Origin of the sequence: Nocardiopsis sp. MT53 (assembly GCF_019598965.1) — a bacterium.
Lineage (GTDB): Bacteria > Actinomycetota > Actinomycetes > Streptosporangiales > Streptosporangiaceae > Nocardiopsis > Nocardiopsis changdeensis.
Genome location: NZ_CP080599.1, coordinates 88,938 through 110,142, shown reverse-complemented (window position 1 = coordinate 110,142; position 21,205 = coordinate 88,938). Strand labels below are relative to the sequence as shown.

21 protein-coding genes are annotated in these 21,205 nt (G+C 74.7%); 15 read left to right on the top strand and 6 right to left on the bottom strand.

Annotated elements, in window-relative coordinates:
• Positions 1 to 59 precede the first annotated feature (59 nt).
• Complete coding sequence (locus K1J57_RS00490) at positions 60 to 362, bottom strand: DUF2470 domain-containing protein (RefSeq protein ID WP_220562526.1); 303 nt, start codon at positions 360 to 362, stop codon at positions 60 to 62.
• 331 nt (positions 363 to 693) lie between these two features.
• Positions 694 to 1,236 (bottom strand): YceI family protein, encoded by a 543-nt coding sequence (locus tag K1J57_RS00485; protein ID WP_220562525.1) that lies wholly within the window; start codon positions 1,234 to 1,236, stop codon positions 694 to 696.
• A 145-nt stretch (positions 1,237 to 1,381) separates the two neighbouring features.
• Between K1J57_RS00485 and K1J57_RS00480 the strand changes: the two genes are divergently transcribed.
• From K1J57_RS00480 to K1J57_RS00430, 11 genes are all read left to right on the top strand, one after another.
• Positions 1,382 to 1,891, top strand: coding sequence for a MarR family winged helix-turn-helix transcriptional regulator (locus K1J57_RS00480; RefSeq protein WP_220562524.1), 510 nt, complete (start codon positions 1,382 to 1,384; stop codon positions 1,889 to 1,891).
• Positions 1,892 to 1,939: 48 nt separating this feature from the next.
• Positions 1,940 to 2,647, top strand: coding sequence for an SseB family protein (locus K1J57_RS00475; protein WP_220562523.1), 708 nt, complete (start codon positions 1,940 to 1,942; stop codon positions 2,645 to 2,647).
• Positions 2,648 to 2,717: 70 nt separating this feature from the next.
• Positions 2,718 to 3,662, top strand: a complete 945-nt coding sequence (locus tag K1J57_RS00470) for an A24 family peptidase (protein WP_220562522.1) — start codon at positions 2,718 to 2,720, stop codon at positions 3,660 to 3,662.
• A gap of 44 nt (positions 3,663 to 3,706) precedes the next feature.
• Positions 3,707 to 4,888: a chorismate synthase gene (gene aroC, locus K1J57_RS00465; protein ID WP_220562521.1), complete on the top strand. Its 1,182-nt coding sequence runs from the start codon at positions 3,707 to 3,709 to the stop codon at positions 4,886 to 4,888.
• Positions 4,889 to 4,945: 57 nt separating this feature from the next.
• Positions 4,946 to 5,467 carry a shikimate kinase gene (locus K1J57_RS00460; RefSeq protein WP_220562520.1) on the top strand — a complete coding sequence of 174 codons (522 nt, stop codon included), beginning with the start codon at positions 4,946 to 4,948 and terminating at the stop codon, positions 5,465 to 5,467.
• Positions 5,464 to 6,564, top strand: coding sequence for a 3-dehydroquinate synthase (gene aroB, locus K1J57_RS00455; protein WP_220562519.1), 1,101 nt, complete (start codon positions 5,464 to 5,466; stop codon positions 6,562 to 6,564). Before K1J57_RS00460 ends, aroB begins: the two co-directional genes overlap by 4 nt.
• Positions 6,565 to 6,703: 139 nt before the next feature.
• The gene (efp, locus tag K1J57_RS00450) at positions 6,704 to 7,264 is read left to right on the top strand and encodes an elongation factor P (protein WP_220562518.1); all 561 of its coding nucleotides are present in this window, start codon (positions 6,704 to 6,706) and stop codon (positions 7,262 to 7,264) included.
• Positions 7,264 to 7,677: a transcription antitermination factor NusB gene (gene nusB / locus K1J57_RS00445; protein ID WP_220562517.1), complete on the top strand. Its 414-nt coding sequence runs from the start codon at positions 7,264 to 7,266 to the stop codon at positions 7,675 to 7,677. Before efp ends, nusB begins: the two co-directional genes overlap by 1 nt.
• 65 nt (positions 7,678 to 7,742) lie before the next feature.
• The gene (locus K1J57_RS00440; protein WP_220562516.1) at positions 7,743 to 8,531 is read left to right on the top strand and encodes a methyltransferase domain-containing protein; all 789 of its coding nucleotides are present in this window, start codon (positions 7,743 to 7,745) and stop codon (positions 8,529 to 8,531) included.
• A gap of 32 nt (positions 8,532 to 8,563) precedes the next feature.
• Entirely contained in the window at positions 8,564 to 9,850 is a 1,287-nt protein-coding gene (gene dinB / locus K1J57_RS00435; protein ID WP_220562515.1) for a DNA polymerase IV, read from the top strand.
• Between the two features lie 271 nt (positions 9,851 to 10,121).
• Positions 10,122 to 10,502: a DUF3040 domain-containing protein gene (locus K1J57_RS00430; RefSeq protein ID WP_255646757.1), complete on the top strand. Its 381-nt coding sequence runs from the start codon at positions 10,122 to 10,124 to the stop codon at positions 10,500 to 10,502.
• Positions 10,503 to 10,957: 455 nt separating this feature from the next.
• Here the strand turns inward: K1J57_RS00430 and K1J57_RS00425 are convergent, their stop codons facing one another.
• From K1J57_RS00425 to K1J57_RS00415, 3 genes are read right to left on the bottom strand one after another with little or no spacing between them, the layout of a single operon-like run.
• Positions 10,958 to 13,273, bottom strand: coding sequence for a transglutaminaseTgpA domain-containing protein (locus K1J57_RS00425; RefSeq protein ID WP_338151188.1), 2,316 nt, complete (start codon positions 13,271 to 13,273; stop codon positions 10,958 to 10,960).
• Positions 13,270 to 14,463, bottom strand: a complete 1,194-nt coding sequence (locus tag K1J57_RS00420; protein ID WP_220562513.1) for a DUF58 domain-containing protein — start codon at positions 14,461 to 14,463, stop codon at positions 13,270 to 13,272. Before K1J57_RS00420 ends, K1J57_RS00425 begins: the two co-directional genes overlap by 4 nt.
• Positions 14,464 to 14,509: 46 nt before the next feature.
• Positions 14,510 to 15,496 (bottom strand): MoxR family ATPase, encoded by a 987-nt coding sequence (locus tag K1J57_RS00415; RefSeq protein WP_220562512.1) that lies wholly within the window; start codon positions 15,494 to 15,496, stop codon positions 14,510 to 14,512.
• A gap of 430 nt (positions 15,497 to 15,926) precedes the next feature.
• On the opposite strand from K1J57_RS00415, the gene mraZ reads away from it, so the two are divergent.
• The 4 genes from mraZ to K1J57_RS00395 all read left to right on the top strand — a co-directional run bounded on the left by mraZ (position 15,927) and on the right by K1J57_RS00395 (position 20,090).
• Complete coding sequence (mraZ, locus tag K1J57_RS00410; protein WP_220562511.1) at positions 15,927 to 16,358, top strand: division/cell wall cluster transcriptional repressor MraZ; 432 nt, start codon at positions 15,927 to 15,929, stop codon at positions 16,356 to 16,358.
• A 271-nt stretch (positions 16,359 to 16,629) separates the two neighbouring features.
• Positions 16,630 to 17,667, top strand: coding sequence for a 16S rRNA (cytosine(1402)-N(4))-methyltransferase RsmH (gene rsmH, locus K1J57_RS00405; protein WP_220562510.1), 1,038 nt, complete (start codon positions 16,630 to 16,632; stop codon positions 17,665 to 17,667).
• 12 nt (positions 17,668 to 17,679) lie between these two features.
• Entirely contained in the window at positions 17,680 to 18,126 is a 447-nt protein-coding gene (locus K1J57_RS00400; protein ID WP_220562509.1) for a hypothetical protein, read from the top strand.
• On the top strand, positions 18,123 to 20,090 hold the full coding sequence (locus K1J57_RS00395; RefSeq protein WP_220562508.1) for a penicillin-binding protein 2: 1,968 nt from the start codon (positions 18,123 to 18,125) through the stop codon (positions 20,088 to 20,090). The genes K1J57_RS00400 and K1J57_RS00395 overlap by 4 nt, the downstream gene beginning before the upstream one ends.
• A gap of 114 nt (positions 20,091 to 20,204) precedes the next feature.
• Here K1J57_RS00395 and mmuM read toward each other — a convergent pair whose 3' ends face one another.
• A complete protein-coding gene (gene mmuM, locus K1J57_RS00390; protein WP_220562507.1) occupies positions 20,205 to 21,146 on the bottom strand; it encodes a homocysteine S-methyltransferase in 942 nt (313 codons plus the stop codon).
• Positions 21,147 to 21,205 lie beyond the last annotated feature (59 nt).

Genomic DNA, 21,205 nt, shown 5'->3' with positions numbered 1-21,205 from the left:
TAGGACTCCGGTCACGCCCTCCGGGTTCCCGCTGTACGGGTCCGTTCGCTCACAGGCCGTCAGTGGCCGCGCGGGGTGACGCCGAGCTTCTCGCAGGCCTCCTGGTACATCCGCACGACCTCCTGCCGGATCTGGGGGCGCTCGGTGAGCGGGTGGGCCCAGGGGATCCGCACGGTGTGCTCGGTGCCGCCGACGGTGACGGCGTACTCCCCGGCCTCCCCGTCCAGGCCGGTCATGCGGGCCCCGGTGGCGTCGGGGTGCCCGCCCAGGGCGCGGCAGATCAGCAGGGTGTCCTCGGGGTGGTCGCCGTTCATGTGGGCGGTGACGGCGGTGACGACCTCGGGGGAGAAGGGGCCGGACATGGCGGGCCTTCCTGTCGGGCGCGGGTGCGCGGGGCGAGGGGCGGGGACCGTCCCGCCCCGGTCGACGATAGCCGAGCCCTCCCGAAGATGGCGACACGGTGTCGTCAAAGTCCGGTGCCGTCAGAACCCGGTGTCGGCCCCGGCGGCCGGGCGCGCGGACCCCGGGAAAGGCGAAGGCGCCCGCGGGACGGACGTCCGCGGGCGCCTTCGGAGGGCGGCCTCCCGCCCCGCCCCCGAGGGGCGGGTGGCCGCACGGCGCGTCCGCTCCGGCCGGCGCCGGCCGGAGCGGACGCCGGTCCCCGGGGTCAGGGGGGACAGGGCGCCGGGCCGGTCAGGCCTGGCGGGTGAACTCGGCGTCGATCGTGATGGTGATCTTGTCGCCGACGACCACGCCGCCGCCGTCCATCGGCATCTCGATGTCGACGCCGAACTCCTTGCGGCTGATCTGGGTGGTGGCGGAGAAGCCGGAGCGGTCCAGGCCGTAGGGGTCGAGGGTGGAGCCGTTGAACTCCAGCTTCAGCTCGACGGGCTTGGTGTTGCCCTTGATGGTCAGGTCGCCCTTGAGGACGAAGTCCTCGCCGTCGGCGGCCAGGCCGGTGGAGCGGAAGGAGAACTCGGGGTGGTCCTCCACGTGGAAGAAGTCCGCCGAACGGATGTGGTTGTCGCGGTCGGCGTTGTCCGTGTTGATCGAGGTGGCGTCGATCGTGGCCTCGACCGAGGACTGCGCGGGGTCCTCGGGCACGGTCAGGGTGGCGTCGAACTTCTCGAACCGCCCGTGGACCTTGCTCACCATCATGTGGCGGACGGAGAACCCGACGGTGCTGTGAGCGGCGTCGATCTTCCAGGTGCCGGCCTTGAGTTCCTGCGCTGCCATCTGACTGTCTCCCTGTCGCGGGTCGGGGACCCGGTTCTCGGGCCCTTCTGTTGCCTAGGAACAAGGTACCTTAGAAATATCTTCCTGGGAAGAATCTAATGTGGTCGACACCCCACACGCAACCTCCACCACTAGAATCGCCCCCATGGAGAACCCGGCATGGCTCGACGACGGCGAACAACGGGTCTGGCGGAGCTTCCTGCGCGTCAACGCCTGGATCTACGACGAGCTCGAGCGCGACCTGCGCGGGCGCGGCGGCCTCGGCCTCATCGAGTACGGGATCCTCGTGCACCTGTCCGAGGCCCCCGGGCGGCGCATGCGCATGCGGGCCCTGGCCGACAGCGTCATCGTCTCCAAGAGCCGCCTCTCCCACCAGATCGCCCGCCTCGAACGCGACGGCCTGGTCGGCAAGGAGGAGTGCACCGACGACCGGCGCGGCCTGTGGGCCGTCCTCACCGACGAGGGGGCGCGCCTGCTGGCCGAGGTCGCCCCCGGCCACGCCGCCCGGGTCCGCGCCCTGATGTTCGACCGCCTCGGACCGCTGCGCACCGCCGAACTGGAGGGCCTCCTCGCCGCCCTGGAGCCGGCCGGTGACACCCCGGCGGCCGCCGGGCGGCGCCCCGGTGTCCAGCGGGCCACCGTCGGTGACGGGTGAGCGCGACGCCGCCCCGCCCGGACCCCCGCCCGGGTAGAGTCGGGGGTCGTGAGCAGACCAACGATCATCGGCGCCCAGAACTTCCGTGACGACGACGGGAGCGCCGACCCCGAGGTCGAATCCCGCCTGCGCGCCCACGCCGCCGGCGAGATCGGCGACCGCCAGGTGCTGGCCGCCCTGAGCGGCTCCCGCGTCCTCATCCCCGTGGTCGCCGTGGCCACCGAGACCGAGGAGGGCGTCGGCGGGCTCACCAAGGACAAGAACAGCGAGGTCGCCGTGCCGGTCATGACCGGCAGGGACGGCCGCCGCGGCGTGCTGGCCTTCACCTCGGTCGACGCCGTCCGCCGCTGGCGCTCCGACGCCCGCCCCGTCCCCTTCACCACCAAGGACGCCTGCCAGGCCGCCGTGGAGGAGGGCGCCGACGCCCTGGTCATCGACGTGTCCGGCCCCGTGCCCTACACCGTCCAGGGCCGCTTCCTGACCATGCTCGCCGAGCAGGGCACCGTCCCCGAGCCCAAGGACGACCCCCAGGTCCTGGCCCTGGTCTACCGGGTCACCCACACCGAGTTCGGCATCGAGCGCGTGCGCATCCACCCCTCCCAGCGGGCCGACATCGGCATCCGCCTGGAGCTGGAGGAGCGCGACGACGAATCCCTGCGCCGCGTCGCCGAGCGCCTGGCCGCCGAGCTCCGCCACGTCCTGCCCGGCGGGATCGAGCTCAGCGCGGTCGTGCGCGCCAGGCGCGAGACCGACTGAGGGCCCCGGAGTTCTCCACAGGCGGCGCCCGGGCCTGTCGGCGCGGCGCGCCGACGGGTAGCTTCGCATCATGCCCACCCCCTCGGCGCTCGCGCCCCTCGCCGACCACTGGGCGGTCGCCGTCATCGCGGTCACGGCCCTGGCCGGCCTGCTCGCCGGACACGTCGGCGGCCGCCTGGTACCCCTGTTCGGACCGGCCGGCCCGGCCGACCCGCACACCCGCGCCCCCCTCGACGCGGCCGCCACCAGGGACGGCGCCGCACAGGCCCGCGCCGGGCACGCGGGCGCGCCGGAACCGGAGCCCGCCCCGGGCGAGGACGGACCGCCGCCGCCGCGCTGCCCGCACTGCCTGGCCGAGCTCCGGTTCTGGCGGTGGTTCCCCCTGGTGGCCGACCGCGCCTTCCGCGGCCGCGGCAGCTGCCCGCACTGCGAGCAGACCGTGCGCTCCCACCCCGGGGCCGTCCTGCTGGCCGTTCCCGCCGCAGCCCTCGCCGGGGCCGCCGCCGTCCTGCACCCGGACTGGACGCCCCTGTGGCTGCCCGCGGTGCTCTGGCTCGTCGCGGTGGGCTCCGCCCTGTCCGTCGTCGACCTGCGGGTCCAGCGCCTGCCCGACGCCCTGGTCCGGCCCGCCTACCCGGTGGCCGCCGCCCTCATCGCCCTGGCCGCGCTGACACCGCCGGACGGACCGGCCCCGGGACGGCTCCTGGACGCCCTGCTGGGCATGGTCCTCGTCACGGTCCTGTACTGGCTGCTGTGGCGGATCCACCCGCGGGGGATGGGCCTGGGCGACGTCCGCCTGTCCGGGCTGACCGGCCTGTACGCCGGGTGGGCGGCCGGGCCGCTGGGCGCGCTGACCGCCGTCTTCTGGGCGTTCGCGGCCTTCTCCGCGGTGGGCCTGGTCCTGATCGCGCTGCGCCGCGCCTCCCCGGGCTCGACCTTCCCGCTGGGGCCCTTCATGCTCGCCGCGACCCTCGCCACCGTCCTGGCCGCCGGACCCCTGCTGCCCGAACTCTGAGACCGGATGCCACCCCTCGGACCGATCCGTGAAAAGATCGGTCCATGTTGCGTTGGCTGACCGCAGGGGAATCCCACGGGCCGGCACTCGTCGCGATTCTGGAGGGCCTCCCGGCCGGTGTGTCCGTCACCTCTGACGACATCGCCGCCGCGCTGCTCCGCCGCCGCGCCGGGTACGGTCGTGGCGCCCGGATGAAGTTCGAGCAGGACCAGGTCTCCGTCATCGGGGGCATCCGACACGGCCGCACCCTCGGGGGCCCGGTCGCGATCGAGGTCGGGAACACCGAGTGGCCCAAGTGGGAGCAGGTGATGTCCCCCGACCCGGTGCCCGCCGAGGTGCTGGACGGCATCGCCCGCAACGCCCCGCTCACCCGCCCCCGGCCCGGCCACGCCGACCTCGTCGGCATGCAGAAGTACGGGCACACCGAGGCGAGGCCCATCCTGGAGCGCGCCAGCGCCCGGGAGACCGCCGCCCGCGTCGCCATCGGCGAGGTCGCCCGGCGGTTCTGCCGACAGGCGCTGGGCGTGGAGATCCTCAGCCACGTGGTGTCCATGGGGCCGGTCTCCGTCCCCGACGACGCGCCCGAGCCGGGCCCGCAGGACCTGGCCGCGGTCGACGCCGACCCGCTGCGCTGCTTCGACCCGCAGACCAGCGCCCGCATGGTCGAGGAGGTCGACGACACCAAGAAGTCCGGGGACACCCTCGGCGGCGTCGTCGAGGTCCTCGCCTACGGGCTGCCCCCGGGCCTGGGCACCCACGTCCACTGGGACCGCCGCCTGGACGCCCGGCTGGCCGCCGCCCTGATGGGCATCCAGGCCATCAAGGGCGTCGAGGTCGGCGACGGGTTCCGCACCGCGGCCCGCCGCGGCTCGCAGGCCCACGACGAGATCGAGCCCGGACCCGACGGGGTCCGCCGCCGCACCAACCGCGCCGGGGGCGTCGAGGGCGGCATGAGCACCGGCGACCCGCTGCGGGTGCGCGCCGCCATGAAGCCCATCGCCACCGTGCCGCGGGCGCTGGACACCATCGACACCGAGACCGGTGAGCCCGCCCGGGCCCACCACCAGCGCAGCGACGTCACCGCGGTCCCGGCCGCCGGCGTGGTCGCCGAGTCGATGGTCGCCCTCGTCATCGCCGAGGCCGCCATCGAGAAGTTCGGCGGCGACTCGGTCGAGGAGACCGCCCGCAACCTCCGGGGCTACCTGGACTCCCTGGAGATCCGCTGACCCGCCCGGGGCCCGCCGCCGGCGGGCCCCGGGACCGAGACGAAGGTGGGAAGTAGCGTGTCACGAGCGATCGCGGTCCTGATCGGGTCGCCCGGCTCGGGCAAGTCCACGGTCGGGGAGGCCCTGGCCCGCCGCCTGGGCGCCGACCTGCTGTGCACCGACACCGAGATCGAGAAGCGGGCGGGCAAGCCCGTCGGCGACATCTTCCTGGAGGACGGCGAGGAGCACTTCCGGGCGCTGGAGCGCGAGGTCGTCGCCGAGGGGCTGCGCTCCTGGGAGGGCGTCATCGCGGTCGGCGGCGGCGCCGTCCTGGACGAGGACACCCGCCGCGACCTGGCCGACCACCACGTGGTCTACCTCCAGGTGGAGTTCGCCGAGGCCGCCAAGCGCGTCGGCATGGACGCCGCCCGGCCCCTGCTGGTCGGCAACCCCCGGGCCCGGCTGCGCAAGCTCCTGGACGAGCGGCTGCCGGTCTACGAGTCCCTCGCCACGGTGACGGTGCCCACCACCGGATTCCACCCCGAGGAGATCGTCGACGCCATCGTGCCCACCCTCGACACCGGGAAGGCCGCCCCGTGACCACCACCCGCATCCGCGTCGGCGACGACGCGGGACGCTACGACGTCGTCGTCGGCAGCGGCGTGCTCGCCGAGCTGCCCTCCCTGGTCGGGGAGGCCTCCCGCGTCGCGGTGATCCACCCCGAGGGCCTGGACGCCGTCGCCCGCCCGGTCGCCGGCGCCCTGCGCGCCGCCGGGTACACCGTCCACCCCATGCCCGTCCCCGACGGCGAGGCCGCCAAGACCGCGGCCGTCGCCGCCGACCTGTGGACCCGGCTGGGGCTGAACGGCTTCACCCGCAGCGACGCCGTCGTGGGCGTGGGCGGGGGCGCCACCACCGACCTGGCCGGGTTCGTCGCCGCCACCTGGCTGCGCGGCGTGCGGGCCGTCCTGGTCCCCACCACCCTGCTCGGCATGGTGGACGCCGCCGTCGGCGGCAAGACCGGCATCAACACGCCCGAGGGCAAGAACCTCGTCGGCGCCTTCCACCCCCCGGCCGGGGTGCTGTGCGACCTGGCCACCCTGCCCACCCTGCCCAGGGCCGACTACATCGGCGGGCTCGCCGAGATCATCAAGGCCGGGTTCATCGCCGACCCCGTCATCTGCGACCTGGTCGGGGACGACCCCGAGGGGGCGGCCCTGCCCGAGGGCCGCCATACCCGCGAGCTCATCGAACGGGCCATCCGGGTCAAGGCGGAGGTGGTCTCCGGCGACCTCCGGGAGAGCGGCCTGCGCGAGATCCTCAACTACGGCCACACCCTGGGGCACGCCATCGAGCGCGCCGAGAACTACACGTTCCGCCACGGGTACGCCGTCTCCATCGGCATGGTCTTCGCCGCGGAGCTCGCCCGGCTCGACGGGCGCATCGACGCGGACCTGGTGGCCCGCCACCGCGAGCTGCTCACCTCCGTGGGCCTGCCCGTCTCCTACGGGGCCGCCGCCTGGCCGGGGCTGCGCGCCTCCATGAGCGTCGACAAGAAGGCCCGCGGCGCCACCCTGCGGTTCGTGGTCCTGGACGGCCTCGCGAAGCCGGCCATCCTGGCCGGGCCCGCGCCGGAGCTGCTCGACGCGGCCTACGCCGCCGTCGCGGGCGACGCCCCGGTTCCGGGGAGCCACTAGACTGGCAGCCAGGCGGCCTGTGCACAGGCGCGCCCGGGACGGCTCCCGGGGCGCCCTCGGCCCGCCCCACCGAACCGCCGACCGGGCCCTGCGAGGTTCCGGTCCCCGACGTGTCAGACCCCTGGGAGAGACGACCGAAGTGGCCACGACGAACGACATCAAGAACGGCACGACCCTGCGGATCGACAACGTTCTGTGGAACGTCCTCGAGTTCCAGCACGTCAAGCCGGGCAAGGGCGGCGCGTTCGTCCGTACCAAGCTGAAGAACGTCCTCACCGGCAAGATCGTGGACCGGACCTTCAACGCCGGCGCCAAGGTCGAGTTCGCCAACGTCGACCGCCGCGACATGGAGTACCTGTACCACGACGGCGAGTCCTACATCTTCATGGACACCCAGACCTACGACCAGCTCCCGGTCCCCGAGGCCGTCGTCGGCGACGACAGCAACTTCCTGCTGGAGAACACCAAGGTCACGGTGGCCACCAACGAGGGCAACCCGCTCTACATCGAGCTGCCCGCCGCGGTCGAGCTGGAGATCACCCACACCGACCCCGGCGTCCAGGGCGACCGCTCCACCGGCGGCACCAAGCCCGCCACCGTCCAGACCGGCGCCACCATCCAGGTGCCCCTGTTCATCTCCACCGGCGAGCGCGTCAAGGTCGACACCCGCACGGGCGACTACCTCGGGCGAGTCAACTGATGAGCGGAGCACGGCGCAAGGCGCGGCGGCGCGCGGTCGAGGTCCTCTACGAGGCCGAGGTGCGCGGCATCTCGGTGGAAGAGGTCATCCGCCGCCGCCGGGCCCAGCCCGAGCCGCCGATCAACGAGTTCACCGAGCAGCTGGCCCGCGCCGTCGACGGCCACCGGGACCGCATCGACGAACTCCTCGACACCTACGCGATCGGCTGGACCCTGGAGCGGATGCCGGTCGTGGACCGCAACATCCTGCGGATGGGCGCCTACGAGCTGCTGTGGGCCGAGGACATCCCCGACGCGGTGGCGATCGCCGAGGCCGTGGGGGTCGCCAAGGAACTGTCCACCGACGAGTCTCCCAACTTCGTCAACGGGCTGCTGTCCAGGCTGATGGAGAACAAGGCGACGCTCGCCCTGTAGGCGGGCGCGGACCGGCGCGCGCACGGGGTGCGGGCGCCGGGTGGGACGAGCACGGTGGGGGACCGGTGGGCGACAGGAGCGAGGCGGCAGTGAGCGGTCTGGGAGAGGGCGGGGCCACCGGCCCGGGCCGGGCGGCCAACACCGCGCGGACCGCCGTCGTGTGGGAGGCCCTGGCCGGACTGCTGGACCGCCTCGGCGGCGACTCCCCCCTGGACATCGTCGACGCCGGGGGCGGGACCGGAGGGGCCGCCGTCCCGCTCGCCGAGCTCGGCCACCGGGTCACCGTCGTCGAGCCCAGCCCCGACTCGCTGGCAGCCCTGGAGCGCCGCGCCGCCGAGCGCGGGGTGCGGGTGCGCGGCGTGCAGGGCGACACCGGCGACCTGGCCACGCTGTTCCCCGAGGGGAGCACCGACCTCGTCCTGGTCCACAACGTGCTGGAGTACGTCGACGACCCCGTCGCCGCCCTGCGCGACGTGGTCGGCATCACCCGGCCCGGCGGCGCGGTCAGCCTGCTGGTCACCAACGCCGTCGCCGGGGCCCTGCACCGCGCCCTGGCCGGACACCTCACCGACGCCCGCGCCCTCCTGGAGGACGCCGAGGGCCGCTGGGGCCCGGGCGACCCGATCCCGCGGCGGTTCACCCGCCGCGGCGTCCTGGAGCTGGTCGGCGCCGCCGGGCTCACCGGCGAGCGGGTCCGCGGCGTCCGGGTGTTCGCCGACCTGGTCCCCGGCCACGCCTGGGAGGGCGACGTGCACGCCGGCCGCCACCTGGTGGAACTGGAGAAGGCCGCGGCCGACCACCCCGAGCTGCTGGGCATCGCCACCCAGCTGCACGTCACCGCCCACCGGCCCTGAGAACCGTCCCGCCCGGCGCGTAGCCTGACCGTATGAGCCGACGTCAACTGGAGCGCGGGGCCGCGCTGCGGGGCATGGTCACCCCGCAGGGCATCGTCCCCCTGGGCGCGGACTTCCCGCGCGACGGGTCGGGCCCGGACTCCGACTGCAACGTCCTGCACCTGGACATGGACGCGTTCTTCGCGAGCGTGGAGCGGCTGCGCAACCCCGGCCTGGCGGACACGCCGATCATCGTCGGCGGCACCGGCCCGCGCAGCGTCGTCTCCTCCGCCGACTACCGCGCCCGCGCCCGCGGCGTCCACTCCGCGATGCCGATGGCGCAGGCCCTGCGCCTGTGCCCCGGCGCCGCCGTGTTCCCGCCCGACGGGCGCGCCTACCGGGAGGTCTCCCGGGCGGTCATGGAGATCCTGCGGGCGGTCACCCCGCTGGTGCAGCCGCTGTCCCTGGACGAGGCGTTCCTGGACGTCTCCGGGGCGCGCAGGCGCCTGGGCGGGCCGGTGCGGATCGCCGCGATGATCCGCGAGAGGGTCCGCGCGGAGCAGGGGCTGACCTGCTCGGTGGGGGTGGCCGCCACCCGGTTCACCGCCAAGCTCGGCTCCACCCACTGCAAACCCGACGGCCTGCTCCTGGTGCCGAGCGCGGCGGTCCGCTCCTTCCTGGACCCGCTGCCGGTCGGCGCGCTGCCCGGGGTGGGGGACAAGACCGAGCGGACCCTGGCCCGGATGGGCGTGCGCACCGTCGGCGCCCTGGCCCGGTACGACCGCGACCTGCTGCGCATGGAACTGGGCGACAAGCACGGAGCCCGGCTGGCCGACCTCGCCCACGGCGTCGACGACAGCCCGGTGGAGCCCGAGAGCGAGGACAAGAGCATCGGCGCCGAGGAGACCTTCGCCGTCGACGTCGCCGACCCCGAAGAGGTCCACCGCGAGCTGCTGCGGCTCTCCGAGAAGGTGGCGAGGAGGCTGAGGGCCTCGGGGCAGATGGGGCGCACGGTGAGCGTCAAGCTCCGCAAGGGTGATTTCTCGACCATCACCCGGGCCCGCACCCTGCCCGACGCCACCGACGTCGGCCGGGAGATCAACGCCGTCGCCCGGGCCCTTTACGCCGAATCCGGGCTGAGGGGAACCCCGATGCGCCTGGTCGGCGTTCGCATGGAGGGGATCGTTCCCGCCTCCGGGGTGCACCGCCAGCTGGCCCTGGACGAACAGGACACGGGGTGGCGCGACGTCGAGCGCGTCATGGACCGGGTGGCGGAACGATTCGGACCGGGCGCGCTACAGTCGGCGGTATTGGCCAAGCGTGACGAAAACGACGTATGATGCCGCAACTTCCGGGCCGTCCTCAGCGTTACATGGGGTAGGACCGGAGTCAGGGTAGACAGAGAGGCATGGAAGCCGGTGTTTCCGATACAGCGCGGGGGTATCGTGGCCTTGGTCGGTCAGGTCCGCACGCAGCTTTTCCTTCCACGGTGCGCTAGCGCACCGTATTCTGGGCATACCACTGACCAAGAGATCATTGATCAGTACCCGTCACCCCAACCGGGGACTGTTGTAGGGAGGCGCCGTGCCGCTCTCTGAACACGAGCAGCGCATGCTCGACCAGATCGAGCAGGCGCTGTATGCCGAGGACCCGAAGTTCGCGAACACCGTTCGGCAGACGAACCCCGTGGTCCATCACAAGCGCCGGATCATCAAGGCAGGGCTCGGGTTCGTCCTCGGCCTCGTGCTGATGTTGACGGGCCTGCTGCTCGGCAGCAGCGTCGGCCTCGCGGTCGGTGTCACCGTCAGCGTGGGCGGCTTCCTCGTGATGCTGGCCTGTCTGCTGTGGGGGCTCAACGCCTGGCGCCGGGCCGCCGTCGGCGGGCCGGCCGAGGCCCCGCCGGACGAGCCCAAGCGCCGCAAGGGCGACCGCCCGGGCATGATGAATCGCTTCGAGGAGCGCTGGCGCCGCCGCCAGCAGGGCGACGAGTGATCTCGCCACCCTGACCGACCGGATCACGAACGGGGCCCCGCACACCGTGCGGGGCCCCTTCGTCGTCCCCACCGCCGTTCCGCCGACCGAAGAGCGTTGATCCCTGCCCGGACGGGTACTCCGGGGCCGGGGAGGGTCCGTGCCGGGAGCGGTGTCTCTCGCCGGAGCGGGCGTCCGTGCCTTGACCAGGGCGGGTGCTCCGAAAGGGGGCCCGCATCGGGAAGGTGGCGTGCCCGGCCGGGGAGCGGTGACCCCTGTCTGGGTGGGCTCCCGCGTTCCGCCCGGGGATGGCACTCCGGGGCAGGGTGTGTCCGTGGCGGGAGCGGGGCCTCTCGCCGGGGTGGGTGTTCGTGTTCTTTCTGGGGCGGGTGTTCCGGGAGGGGACCCGCCCCCGGAGGGCGGCGGGTCCGGGCCGGGGGCGTGCCCGGGCCGGGGGCGTGCCCGGCCCGGGGCGGTCAGGCGTTCTGCGGGGTGGGGTCCGCGACCGGGCGGCGGGGGCGGTCCCACAGGGAGCGGGGGAGCAGCGCCGCGCGCAGGCGCACGCCCCGCGGCACCACCGCGGGCAGGCCGCGCACGATGACGCGCAGGTCCGCGCCGACCTCCTCGCTCCAGGAGGCCGCCGGGGCGTACCGGTCGCGCTCCTCGGCCAGCGCCAGGCGGTGCAGGGCCGCGCGCGTCTCCTCCGGGAGCGGTACCCGGTCCGCGTCGCGCAGGGCCGCCAGGCGGGCCGCCGTGCCGCGCGGGCTCTCCGCCAGGTCCCAGCCCAGGCCCAGGTCCACGCAGGTGTCGCGCAGCTCCCGCCAGGCCGCGCCCGGGCGGCCCAGGCGGGACCGGCGCACGGACGCGCGCACCGCGGCGGGCAGGAACGGCAGCAGGAGGAGGGCCGCCACGGCCGCCGCGGCGGGCAGCCACGACAGGTCCGGGGCGTCCCGGCCGTCCCCGGCGGGCGCGGCCGCGGCCTCCTGCTCCTCCTCGGCGGAGGGGGACGGGGAGGGGGAGTCCTCCGGGGTCGGCTCCGGCTCCTCCTGCTCCGGGGTCGGCTCCTCCGTCGAGCCGGGCGTGGGCTCGGGGTCGGGGCGCTCGGCGGTGAGCCCGCCCCCGTCGGTGTACTCGGGCTCGGTCGCCGAGCCCTGGCCGCCCACCCCGCCCGGCGTCGGCTCGAAGCGCACCCACCCGGCGCCCTCGAAGTACAGCTCCGGCCAGGCGTGGGCGTCGCCGCTGGTCACGGTCCAGCGGCCGTCGCCGGTGCGCTCGCCCGCGGTGTAGCCGACCGCGACCCGGGCGGGGATGCCCGCCTGGCGGGCCATCACGGCCATCGCCCCGGCGAACTGCTGGCAGTACCCGGTCCGGTCCACGGTCAGGAAGTGCACCAGCGGGTCGGCGTCGGCGGGCACCTCCGGCGGGCGCAGGCTGTAGGTGAAGTCCCCCGAGGTGAAGAACTCCTGGAGGGCGACCGCCTTGAGGTAGGGCGAGTCGGTGTGGCCGGTCACCTCCTCGGTGAGCTCCCGGACCTCCCGCCCCACGGAGGAGGGCACCGAGCGGAAGTCGCCCGGCAGCGACAGCGGGGACCCCGCGGCCCCGGCCAGGTCCTCGGCGGTGACCTCCCGCTCGGTGGTCTCCACCGTGAAGCTCAGGCCCGTGGGCGGCTGCTCGGTGGTGAACACCATGAGGCTGTCGGGGTGCACGTACCAGTCGCCGGAGACGTCGACGGACCGCGCCCAGTACGGCAGCGGCAGGAAGTCCATGCCCTCGACGTCGGAGTCCAGGGACACCCGTGTCATCACGGTGTCCTCCTCCGGCGCGGACGGCCACCCGGTGGGCAGCGGGAGCTCGTCCTGGACCCGGGTGTCCCCGGAGGCGTCGACCGGGTTCATCGTCCAGTTGACGCCGTCGAACTCGTCCAGCACGTACCGGCGCAGGTAGCCGGGCTCCTCGGCGTCGGTGCGGTAGGTCAATACGGTCCGGTCGGAGCTGGACAGCAGGTCCCGGCGCATCGACACCAGCGGGTGCGTGGTGGTGATGACGTCGTTCTGGCGGCCGACGTAGGTTCCCTGGGCCAGGGTGTGGAAGGCGTCGGTGCGCAGGCCCGGCAGCGCGGCGGGCAGGGCCAGCGCCGGCACGACGGCGACGGTCGCGGCCAGGGCCGCGGCGGCCCCGTGCCGGAGGGCGCCCAGCGGCGGCGTGGGCACCGCCACCCCCCACTCGCGGCCGCGCACCCACATGTCCACGGCCAGCAGCTGGACGAACCCGAACACGCACACGACGACCGCGCCGGTGCCGATCCCGGACCCCTCCACCACCAGCGGCACCACGGCCAGGGCCAGCAGCAGCCCGCCGACCATGCCGGGGCAGCGGGCGGTGGCGGCCAGGAAGTCGGCGGCGACGAGGAACAGCGCGAACGCCAGCGCGATGATCAGCATCACCCCGGCGGTCGCGGTCACCGGCGGTTCGTTGGTGTCGATGACCTCCAGCCCCTGGGAGAAGGCGGTGAGCACGTGCCCGACCGCCGCCCCGGAGGGCAGCACGCCCAGGGGGGCCAGGTGCCCGGCGAACAGCGGGACGACGAGCAGCGCCACCACGGCCAGCTGGAGGACGGGCACGAGCAGGCCCAGCCACCCGGTCAGCACCCGGTAGAGCACCGACACGGCGGTGGCCGCGCCCATGAGCAGGACCGCGGGGAGCCACCAGTCGTCACCGCGCACCAGCGGCGCGATGAGGGGGAGGGCGCACAGCAGGGAGACCAGTGCGGCCAGGGGCATCAGGGCTTTCAACGCGGGACCTTCCCGAGGGGTGCGGCGTCGCGCCACAGCGAAGGCAGTTCGGAGAGGGCCGGCAGGTGCACGACCCGCCAGCCGGAGGCGGCCAGGATCTCGCCGGCGCCGGCGCGCGCCTGCTCGGAGGGCCAGGCGGCCCCCGCGCACAGCACGGCCACCCGGTGCCCGCCCCCGCTCCTGGCCAGGGCCGCGGCCTCCTCCGCGGTGAGCGCGCCCGTCACCGCGACGGTCAGGGAGGCGCCGGACGTGGGGAGGGCGGGGAGGGCGGCGGCGTCGGAGGCCTCCAGGACGGCGAGTCCGTCCAGCAGGGCGCCGGGCACGGCGGCGGGCATCCGCCCGCGCTCGGTGTGCAGCCGCACCTCGTGGTTCCGGTCGAGCAGGTGCAGGGCGACGGAGGCGGCGGCGCCCACGGCGGTCTCCAGGGAGTCGGCGGGCCCGCCGCCCGCGTGCGCGCCGCGCCGGGTGTCGAGCAGGACGACGCCGTACTCGCGCCGGTGCTGCTCGTCGCGGCGCACCATCAGCTCGCCGTGCTTGGCGGTGGAGCGCCAGTGGACCCTGCGCAGCTCGTCGCCGTACTGGTACCCGCGGGGGACCGGGTCCTGCTCGCCGATCCCGCTCTGCGTGCGGCGCGGCGAGTCGTCCCCCTGGGTGCCGCCCGAGCTGCCGCTCCGGTCCAGGGGCACGGTGGCGGGGGTGACGAGCAGGTGCTCGGGGGCTCCGGGGCGCTGCTCCACCCGCACCAGGCCCAGCGGGTCGGTGAGCGCGATCCACAGCGGGCCCAGCGGGTAGTTGCCGCGCACGGCGGGGCGGACCAGGTAGGCGAGGTCGCGGACGCCGCGCGGGCCTAGGAAGCCGATGGAGTAGCGGGGCTCGTGGCCCAGCCGGGTGGGCAGGGTGTCGCCGACCGACACCGCCGCCACCGGCCAGGTGTGCGAGGAGTTGCCGATCCGGATCATGATCCGGGCGTCGTGCCCCGCCGGGACCCGGGAGGGTACGACGCTGCGGCTGTGCACCACCCGGTCGGCGGCCCCGATCAGGGAGAGCGCCGCCGCCGGCGGCAGCGCCGTGGCCAGCACGCCCAGGACCACCAGCTCCCGCTGTCCGACGACGAACCCGGCGACCAGCGCGGCCAGGCCCAGGAGCAGCATGCACACGCCTCGGGCGGTGAGGGTTCGTCGCGGGCGCATGGACCCTCTTCTCGTAGGGGACCGGTCGGCGGACCGGTGCGGGGGATCAGCGGGGGGCGGGGACGGGCAGCCGGGCGACCAGGTCGGCGACGATCCGCTCGGGGGCCGTGCGCTCCATCTGCGCCTGCGGGCCGACCAGCAGGCGGTGCGCCAGGACGGGCACGGCCAGGTTCTGGACGTCGTCGGGGACGACGTAGTGGCGGCCCTCCAGGGCGGCGTGCGCGCGGGCGGCCCGCACCAGGTGCAGGGTGGCCCGCGGGGAGGCGCCCAGGTCCAGGTCGGGGCTGGTCCGGGTGGAGTTGACCAGGTCCACGATGTAGCGGCGCATGCCGGGGGCCACGTGCACCCCGCGCACCAGGTCGGCCAGGCGGCGGACGGTGCCCGCGTCGGTGACCGCGGCCAGGCCCTCCAGCGGCGATCCGGTGCCGTGCGAGTCGATCATGTCGAGCTCGGCCTGGGGGGAGGGGTAGCCCACGGAGACACGGGCCATGAACCGGTCCCGCTGGGCCTCGGGCAGGGCGTAGGTGCCCTCCATGTCCGCCGGGTTCTGGGTGGCCACGACCATGAACGGCCGCTCCAGGGGGCGGGTGCGCCCGTCGACGCTGACCTGCCGCTCCTCCATGCACTCCAGCAGGGCGGCCTGGGTCTTGGGCGAGGCGCGGTTGATCTCGTCGCCCAGCACGATGTTGGCGAAGACCGGCCCGGGGTTGAACTCGAACTCGCGCCGCTCCTGGTGGTAGACGCTGACCCCGGTGATGTCGCCGGGCAGCAGGTCCGGGGTGAACTGGACGCGCTGCACGGAGCAGTCCACCGCCCGGCCCAGGGCCTTGGCCAGCATGGTCTTGCCGACACCGGGGACGTCCTCGATGAGCAGGTGGCCCTCGGACAGCAGGACGGTCAGCGCGATGCGCAGGACCTCCGGCTTGCCCTCGATGACCGTCTCGATGGCGCCGCGGATGCGGTCCGCCACGGCGACGACCTCTTCCACGTCCGCCTGGACGCCGCCCCCGCCGTGGTGTGTGCCGAGTGACACGAGACCCCTCCCGCTGCGTGTGTCGGTGTTCGGAACCGAGGCTAGGGCCAATCAGAGCGATTGCAAACCAAAGTGCCGGAATCGGTCGTCGAATGCGGTCCGGTGCTACGAAAGTGGACTAAAGCGTGAGAATTGCTCATCTGATCATTCGTGGAGCCCGGGGTGCGACGAACGGCGCGTTGGTGAATAAGGGGGCGAAGCGGCCGCCGGGACTTTCCCGGGGACGCCCCGGACCCCGCCCGGAGCCCCGGTGGCGCGGCACGCCCGGGGCCTCGACCTCCCCCACTCGCACCCCACCGCTGTGACCTGCGAATTCATCGTCCAATCGGCCATTGTGCCCGCATCGGAGCTGTTGACGGTGGGGAAGAGTGGAGTAAGGTGGAGCAGCGTGGAGAGGGCGAATTCTCCACATCGGGGGGAGGTCGGGAGTGTGTTCCTCGGTACCCACACGCCCCGCCTCGACCAGAAGGGGCGCCTGTTCCTCCCCGCGAAGTACCGCGACGAGCTGTCGGGGGGTGTGGTGATCACCAAGGGCCAGGAACGCTGCCTCTACGTCTTCCCGGTCAAGGAGTTCGTGCGCATCACCGACTCCCTCGCCCGGGCCCCCGTCACCGACCGCGCGGTCCGCGACTACGGTCGCATCTTCTTCGCCGGCGCCTCCGACCAGACCTGCGACGGCCAGGGCCGGGTCACCGTTCCGGCCCCCCTGCGCGCCTACGCGGGGCTCACCCGCGACTGCGCCGTCATCGGGGCCAACACCCGGCTGGAGATCTGGGACGCCGTGGCCTGGTCGGAATACGAGGCCGCACGCGAACGCGAGTTCGCGGACCTGGCGGAGGAGGTGCTGCCCGGGGTGCTGTGAGTCCGGACACCCCCGGACCCACGGCACCGGCGAGTCCACACCCTCGCAGCCGGGGTCCGGCGACGGCCTCCGAACGCGGTGACACGAGCTGGCGCGACTTCCCCGGTGCCAGACCGTCAACGCCGGTCCGCCGAAAGGTGGACAATAGCGGCCGTGTTCGGAGGCCCGCCGGAACCCGGTGAGGCCACGCCACACCGCGGAGCCCGGCCTGGGCCGGACGCGACCGCGGCGGAACGAGGGGGAGCGCGACAGCGTGGAGGAACGGCAGCGCATGGGGGACGACACCCGGGAGCGCGGGAACGAGGGCGCGGGAGCCGGGGGGACCGGCGACGACCGCGTCGCGGCCGCCCGCACGGGGGCCGACCCCCTGCACGTCCCGGTCATGCTCGACCGCATCGTGGACCTGCTGGCACCGGCACTGGACCAACCCGGCGCCGTGTTCGTCGACGGCACCCTGGGCCTGGGCGGCCACTCCGAGGCGATCCTCGCGGCCTGCCCGAACGCCCGCCTGGTCGGCGTCGACCGCGACACCACCGCCCTGGAGCGCAGCGCCGCCCGCCTGGCCCCCTATGCCGACCGCGTCCACCTGGTCCACGCGGTCTACTCCGAGATCCCCCGCGCCCTCGACGAGGCCGGGGCGGCGGAGGCCGACGCCGTCCTGCTCGACCTGGGCGTGTCCTCGCCCCAGCTCGACGAGACCGACCGCGGCTTCGCCTACGCCCACGACGCGCCGCTGGACATGCGCATGGACCGCACCCAGCCGCTCACCGCCGCCGAGGTCGTCAACACCTACCCGGTGTCCGAGCTCACCCGCGTCCTGCGCGCCTACGGCGAGGAGCGGTTCGCCTCCCGCGTGGCCCGCGCCATCGAGCGCCGCCGCGCCCAGGGCCCCATCGAGTCCACCCGCGAACTCGCCGAACTGGTCCGCGACGCCATCCCCGCGGCCACCCGCCGAACCGGCGGGCACCCGGCCAAGCGCACCTTCCAGGGGCTGCGCATCGAGGTCAACGCCGAGCTGTCCATCCTCGAGCGCACCCTGCCCGCCGCCCTCTCCCGACTGGCCGTCGGGGGGCGCATCGCCGTGCTGTCGTACCACTCGCTGGAGGACCGCCTCACCAAGAAGGCGTTCGCGGCCCTGGCCACCGACACCACGCCCGCCGACCTGCCCGTCCCCCTCCCGGACCGGCAGCCCGAGCTCCGGCTCCTCACCCGGGGGGCCGAACTCCCCACGGACGAAGAGAACGAACGCAACCCCCGCGCCCAGTCGGCACGCCTGCGCGCGGCCGAACGCGTGCGGCCCGCGCGGTAGTAGGGAGAGCACATGACGACGACCAGGACGGACACCCGCCGCTCCGGCAAGCGCAAGGCGCCCGCGCCGCGGCGCGCCGCCGCACGCCCGGCGGCACCCCCGGCCGAACGCGCGCCCGCACGGGGATCGGCCGCCGCGGCACGCGCGCGCGCACCCAGGATCCCGTTCGTCCTGCTCATCCTGTGCCTGCTCGGCGGCGCCCTGGTCAGCCTCCTGCTGCTGCGCGGCGTCATCGCCCAGGAGGCGTTCGCCATCTCCAGCCTCCAGACCCAGAACCGCGAGCTGTCCTACGAGGAGCAGAGCCTGCGGGGCACCGTCGCCCACCTGGAGACCTCCGAGCGCATCGCGGAGGAGGCCGAGGGCATGGGCATGGAGCAGGGAGACGCGCCCCGGTTCCTGGACCCCGGCAGCGGTGAGGTCACCGGGGACGCCGCCACCGACGGCGGGAGCACCGGTTGAGCACTCCCCGACGCCCCCGCGACCCCCGCAGGCCCGGCGGTACCGGGAAGTCCGGATCCCGCCCGGCCCGCAGCACCTCGCAGAACGGCTCCCCGCGCGGCGGCGCGCGGGGCTCCAAGGCCGAGGGCGGGCCCCCGCGCGAGGCGCGCACCGCGCCCACCGAGCGCAGGCGCCGCCGCCCGGCACCGCCCGCGCCCCCGCCGCTGCTGCGCCGCACCTTCCGGCGGGGCGCCCCGGGCAAGCGCATCCGGATCGGCGGCGCCCTGGTCCTGGCCGTCCTGGTGCTGTTCGCCGGGCGCCTGGTCCAGATCCAGGGCTTCGAGGCGGAGCAGTACGCCGAGGCCGCCTCCGAGCTGCGCCTGCAGACCATCGACATCCCGACCCTGCGGGGCGCGATCACCGACGCCGACGGCGACCCGTTCGCGCTGTCCATGGAGGTGCGCACCGTCTTCGTCGACCCGGAGGAGGTCCGCGAGGACGAGCGCGACCGGCTCGTCGACGAACTCGTGACGCGCTTCGACCTCGACGAGGAGGAGGTCGCCGCCAAGGTCGACGCCAAGCCCAGCCGCTACCAGGTGGTCGCCCGCAAGGTGCCGCCCGGCGACTGGCAGGAGCTGCGCGACCTGGAGCTGCGCGGCGTGGGCGCCGAGGTCGACTACGAGCGCGTCTACCCGGAGGAGACCGGCGCCGCCGACCTGGTCGGCTTCGTCGGCAGCGAGGGCCACGGCCTGGAGGGCCTGGAGGCCTACATGGACGGGGTGCTCGCCGGCGAGGCGGGCGAGCGCCAGGTCGAGGTGGGCGTGGACGGCACCCAGATCCCCATGGCGGGCGGTGTGGCCAGGGACCCCGTGCCGGGCCAGGACGTGCGCCTGACCCTGGACCGGGACGTGCAGTGGTACGTCGCCCAGACGCTGGCGGCCCGGGTGGAGGAGCTCGACGCCGACGGCGGCAGCGCCATCGTCATGGTCCCCGACACCGGCGAGATCATCGCGATGGCCGACTACCCGACCTACTCGCCCACGGACATCGCCGCCAGCGGGCCCGAGCAGTGGTCCAACGGCGCGGTCGCCGAGACCTTCGAGCCCGGCAGCACCAACAAGGTCATCACCATCGGCGCCGCGCTGGAGGAGGGGCTGACCACCCCGGAGACGGTCTACACCGTCCCCTACGCCCTGCGGTACTACGACCAGACCTTCCGCAACTCCAGCAACCACGGCACCCAGCGCCTCACGGTCAACGGCATCATGGCCCAGTCCAGCAACGTCGGCACCATCAAGGTCGCCGACCAGGTGGGCGCCGGGGTGCTGCACCGCTACATGACCGAGTTCGGGCTCGGCCAGCCCACCGGCCTGGCCCTGCCCGGCGAGGAGACCGGGATCCTCACCGACCCCGAGGACTGGTGGGGCACCCAGCTCCCGTCGGTGTCCATCGGCCACAGCGTCACCGTGAACGCCGCCCAGATGGCGTCGGTGTACGCCACCGTCGCCAACGGCGGCGTCCGGGTGGAGCCGAGCGTGGTCGCCGGGACCGTCGACACCGAGGGCAACTTCACCCCCGCCGACGAGCCCGAGCGCACCCGCGTCATCAGCGAGGAGACCGCCGAGCGCCTGGCGCTCATGCTGGAGGCGGTCACCAGCGACGAGGGCACCGCGCCCCAGGCCCGCATCGACGGCTACCGGGTGGCGGGCAAGACCGGGACCGCCAACCGGGTCAACCCCGAGACCGGGAGCTACGAGGGCGGCGGGTACACCTCGACGTTCGCCGGGTTCGCGCCCGCCGACGCGCCCGAGGTCGTCGTCCAGGTGGTCCTGCACAACCCGCAGGGGACCTACTACGGCGGCGAGGCGGCCGGCCCGGCGTTCAACGACATCATGTCGTTCGCGCTCAAGACCCTGAAGGTCCCGCCGACCGACACCGACCCGCCCGCCATCCGCCTCTTCGAGGAAGAGGAGGGCGGCGGCTAGGGCCGTCCTCTCCGGCCTCCGCTGCGCCGCGGCCCGCCCGTCGAGAAGGTCCCCGACGGGCGGGCCGCGGCTCCACCGCCGTGCCCGGCGCCCCCCGGGGACGCCCGACGCCTCCTACGGGCCTTCGGAACCCCGCGGGGCGCCCCCGCCGTGCAGATGCCGCCGCACCGACCGGATGTGCTCCGGTCCGGTGCGGCAGCACCCGCCCACCAGTACCGCGCCCGCCCGGTGCCACCGCACCGCCTCGGCGCCGAACTCCTCCGGCTCCGACACGCCGGTCCAGCGCCGCGCCCGGGCGTCCCACACCTCGCCGGAGTTGGGGTAGGCCACCGCGGGGAACCCGGCCGCCGCCACCGCCCGGACCAGGTCCGGCACGAACCGCGGAGCCGTGCAGTTCACCCCCACCGCCACCAGCCGCCCCGCCGCACCGGAGGCCGCCAGTTCCGCGGCCAGCCCCCGCACCGGGGTCCCGTCGCCCAGCCGCTCCCCGTCCCGGCAGGACAGGCTCAGCCACGCCCGCACCCCCGGCGTCTCCCCGACCAGCCGCGCCAGCGCCCGCGCCTCCGCCGCCGACGGCACCGTCTCGCAGGCCAGCAGGTCCGCACCGGCGTCGGCCAGCACCCGCCACCGCTCCCGGTGCCAGGCGTACAGGCCGTCCTCGTCCAGGTCGTAGGCGCCGGTGTACTCCGAGCCGTCCGCCAGGGCCGCGCCGTAGGGCCCCACCCCGGCCGCCACCAGCCCCGAACCGAACGCGTCGCGCTCGGCCCGGGCCAGCTCCACCGAACGGCGCACCAGCCCCAGCGCCTCCGGCCGCGACCACCCCCGGGCCACCAGCGCCGGAACGCCCGCCTGGTAGCCCGCGGCCGTCGCCACCTCCGCGCCCGCCTCGAAGTAGGCGCGGTGCACCCGCCGGATCGCGTCGGGGTCCTCGGCCAGCAGCCGCGCCGACCACAGCCCGCCCGACAGGTCGTACCCGTACTCCTCCAACAGCGTCGCCAGCCCGCCGTCCAGCACCACCGGTGGCCCCCCGGCCACCGCCTGCGCCACCCGGTCCATCCGCCCCACCCCCGCCCACCACGGTATTCGGGTGCGACGGGATCCGTCCCGCACCAGCG

What these genes read in the sequence shown, in the direction of transcription:
- aroC (WP_220562521.1), top strand. Translation starts at nt 3,707, where the DNA reads ATGTTGCGTTGGCTGACCGCAGGGGAATCCCACGGGCCGGCACTCGTC.
- K1J57_RS00470 (WP_220562522.1), top strand. Translation starts at nt 2,718, where the DNA reads ATGCCCACCCCCTCGGCGCTCGCGCCCCTCGCCGACCACTGGGCGGTC.
- K1J57_RS00420 (WP_220562513.1), bottom strand. Translation starts at nt 14,463, where the DNA reads ATGCGCCCGCGACGAACCCTCACCGCCCGAGGCGTGTGCATGCTGCTC.
- K1J57_RS00480 (WP_220562524.1), top strand. Translation starts at nt 1,382, where the DNA reads ATGGAGAACCCGGCATGGCTCGACGACGGCGAACAACGGGTCTGGCGG.
- K1J57_RS00430 (WP_255646757.1), top strand. Translation starts at nt 10,122, where the DNA reads ATGCTCGACCAGATCGAGCAGGCGCTGTATGCCGAGGACCCGAAGTTC.
- K1J57_RS00485 (WP_220562525.1), bottom strand. Translation starts at nt 1,236, where the DNA reads ATGGCAGCGCAGGAACTCAAGGCCGGCACCTGGAAGATCGACGCCGCT.
- mmuM (WP_220562507.1), bottom strand. Translation starts at nt 21,146, where the DNA reads ATGGACCGGGTGGCGCAGGCGGTGGCCGGGGGGCCACCGGTGGTGCTG.
- nusB (WP_220562517.1), top strand. Translation starts at nt 7,264, where the DNA reads ATGAGCGGAGCACGGCGCAAGGCGCGGCGGCGCGCGGTCGAGGTCCTC.
- rsmH (WP_220562510.1), top strand. Translation starts at nt 16,630, where the DNA reads ATGGGGGACGACACCCGGGAGCGCGGGAACGAGGGCGCGGGAGCCGGG.
- K1J57_RS00490 (WP_220562526.1), bottom strand. Translation starts at nt 362, where the DNA reads ATGTCCGGCCCCTTCTCCCCCGAGGTCGTCACCGCCGTCACCGCCCAC.
- dinB (WP_220562515.1), top strand. Translation starts at nt 8,564, where the DNA reads ATGAGCCGACGTCAACTGGAGCGCGGGGCCGCGCTGCGGGGCATGGTC.
- K1J57_RS00400 (WP_220562509.1), top strand. Translation starts at nt 17,680, where the DNA reads ATGACGACGACCAGGACGGACACCCGCCGCTCCGGCAAGCGCAAGGCG.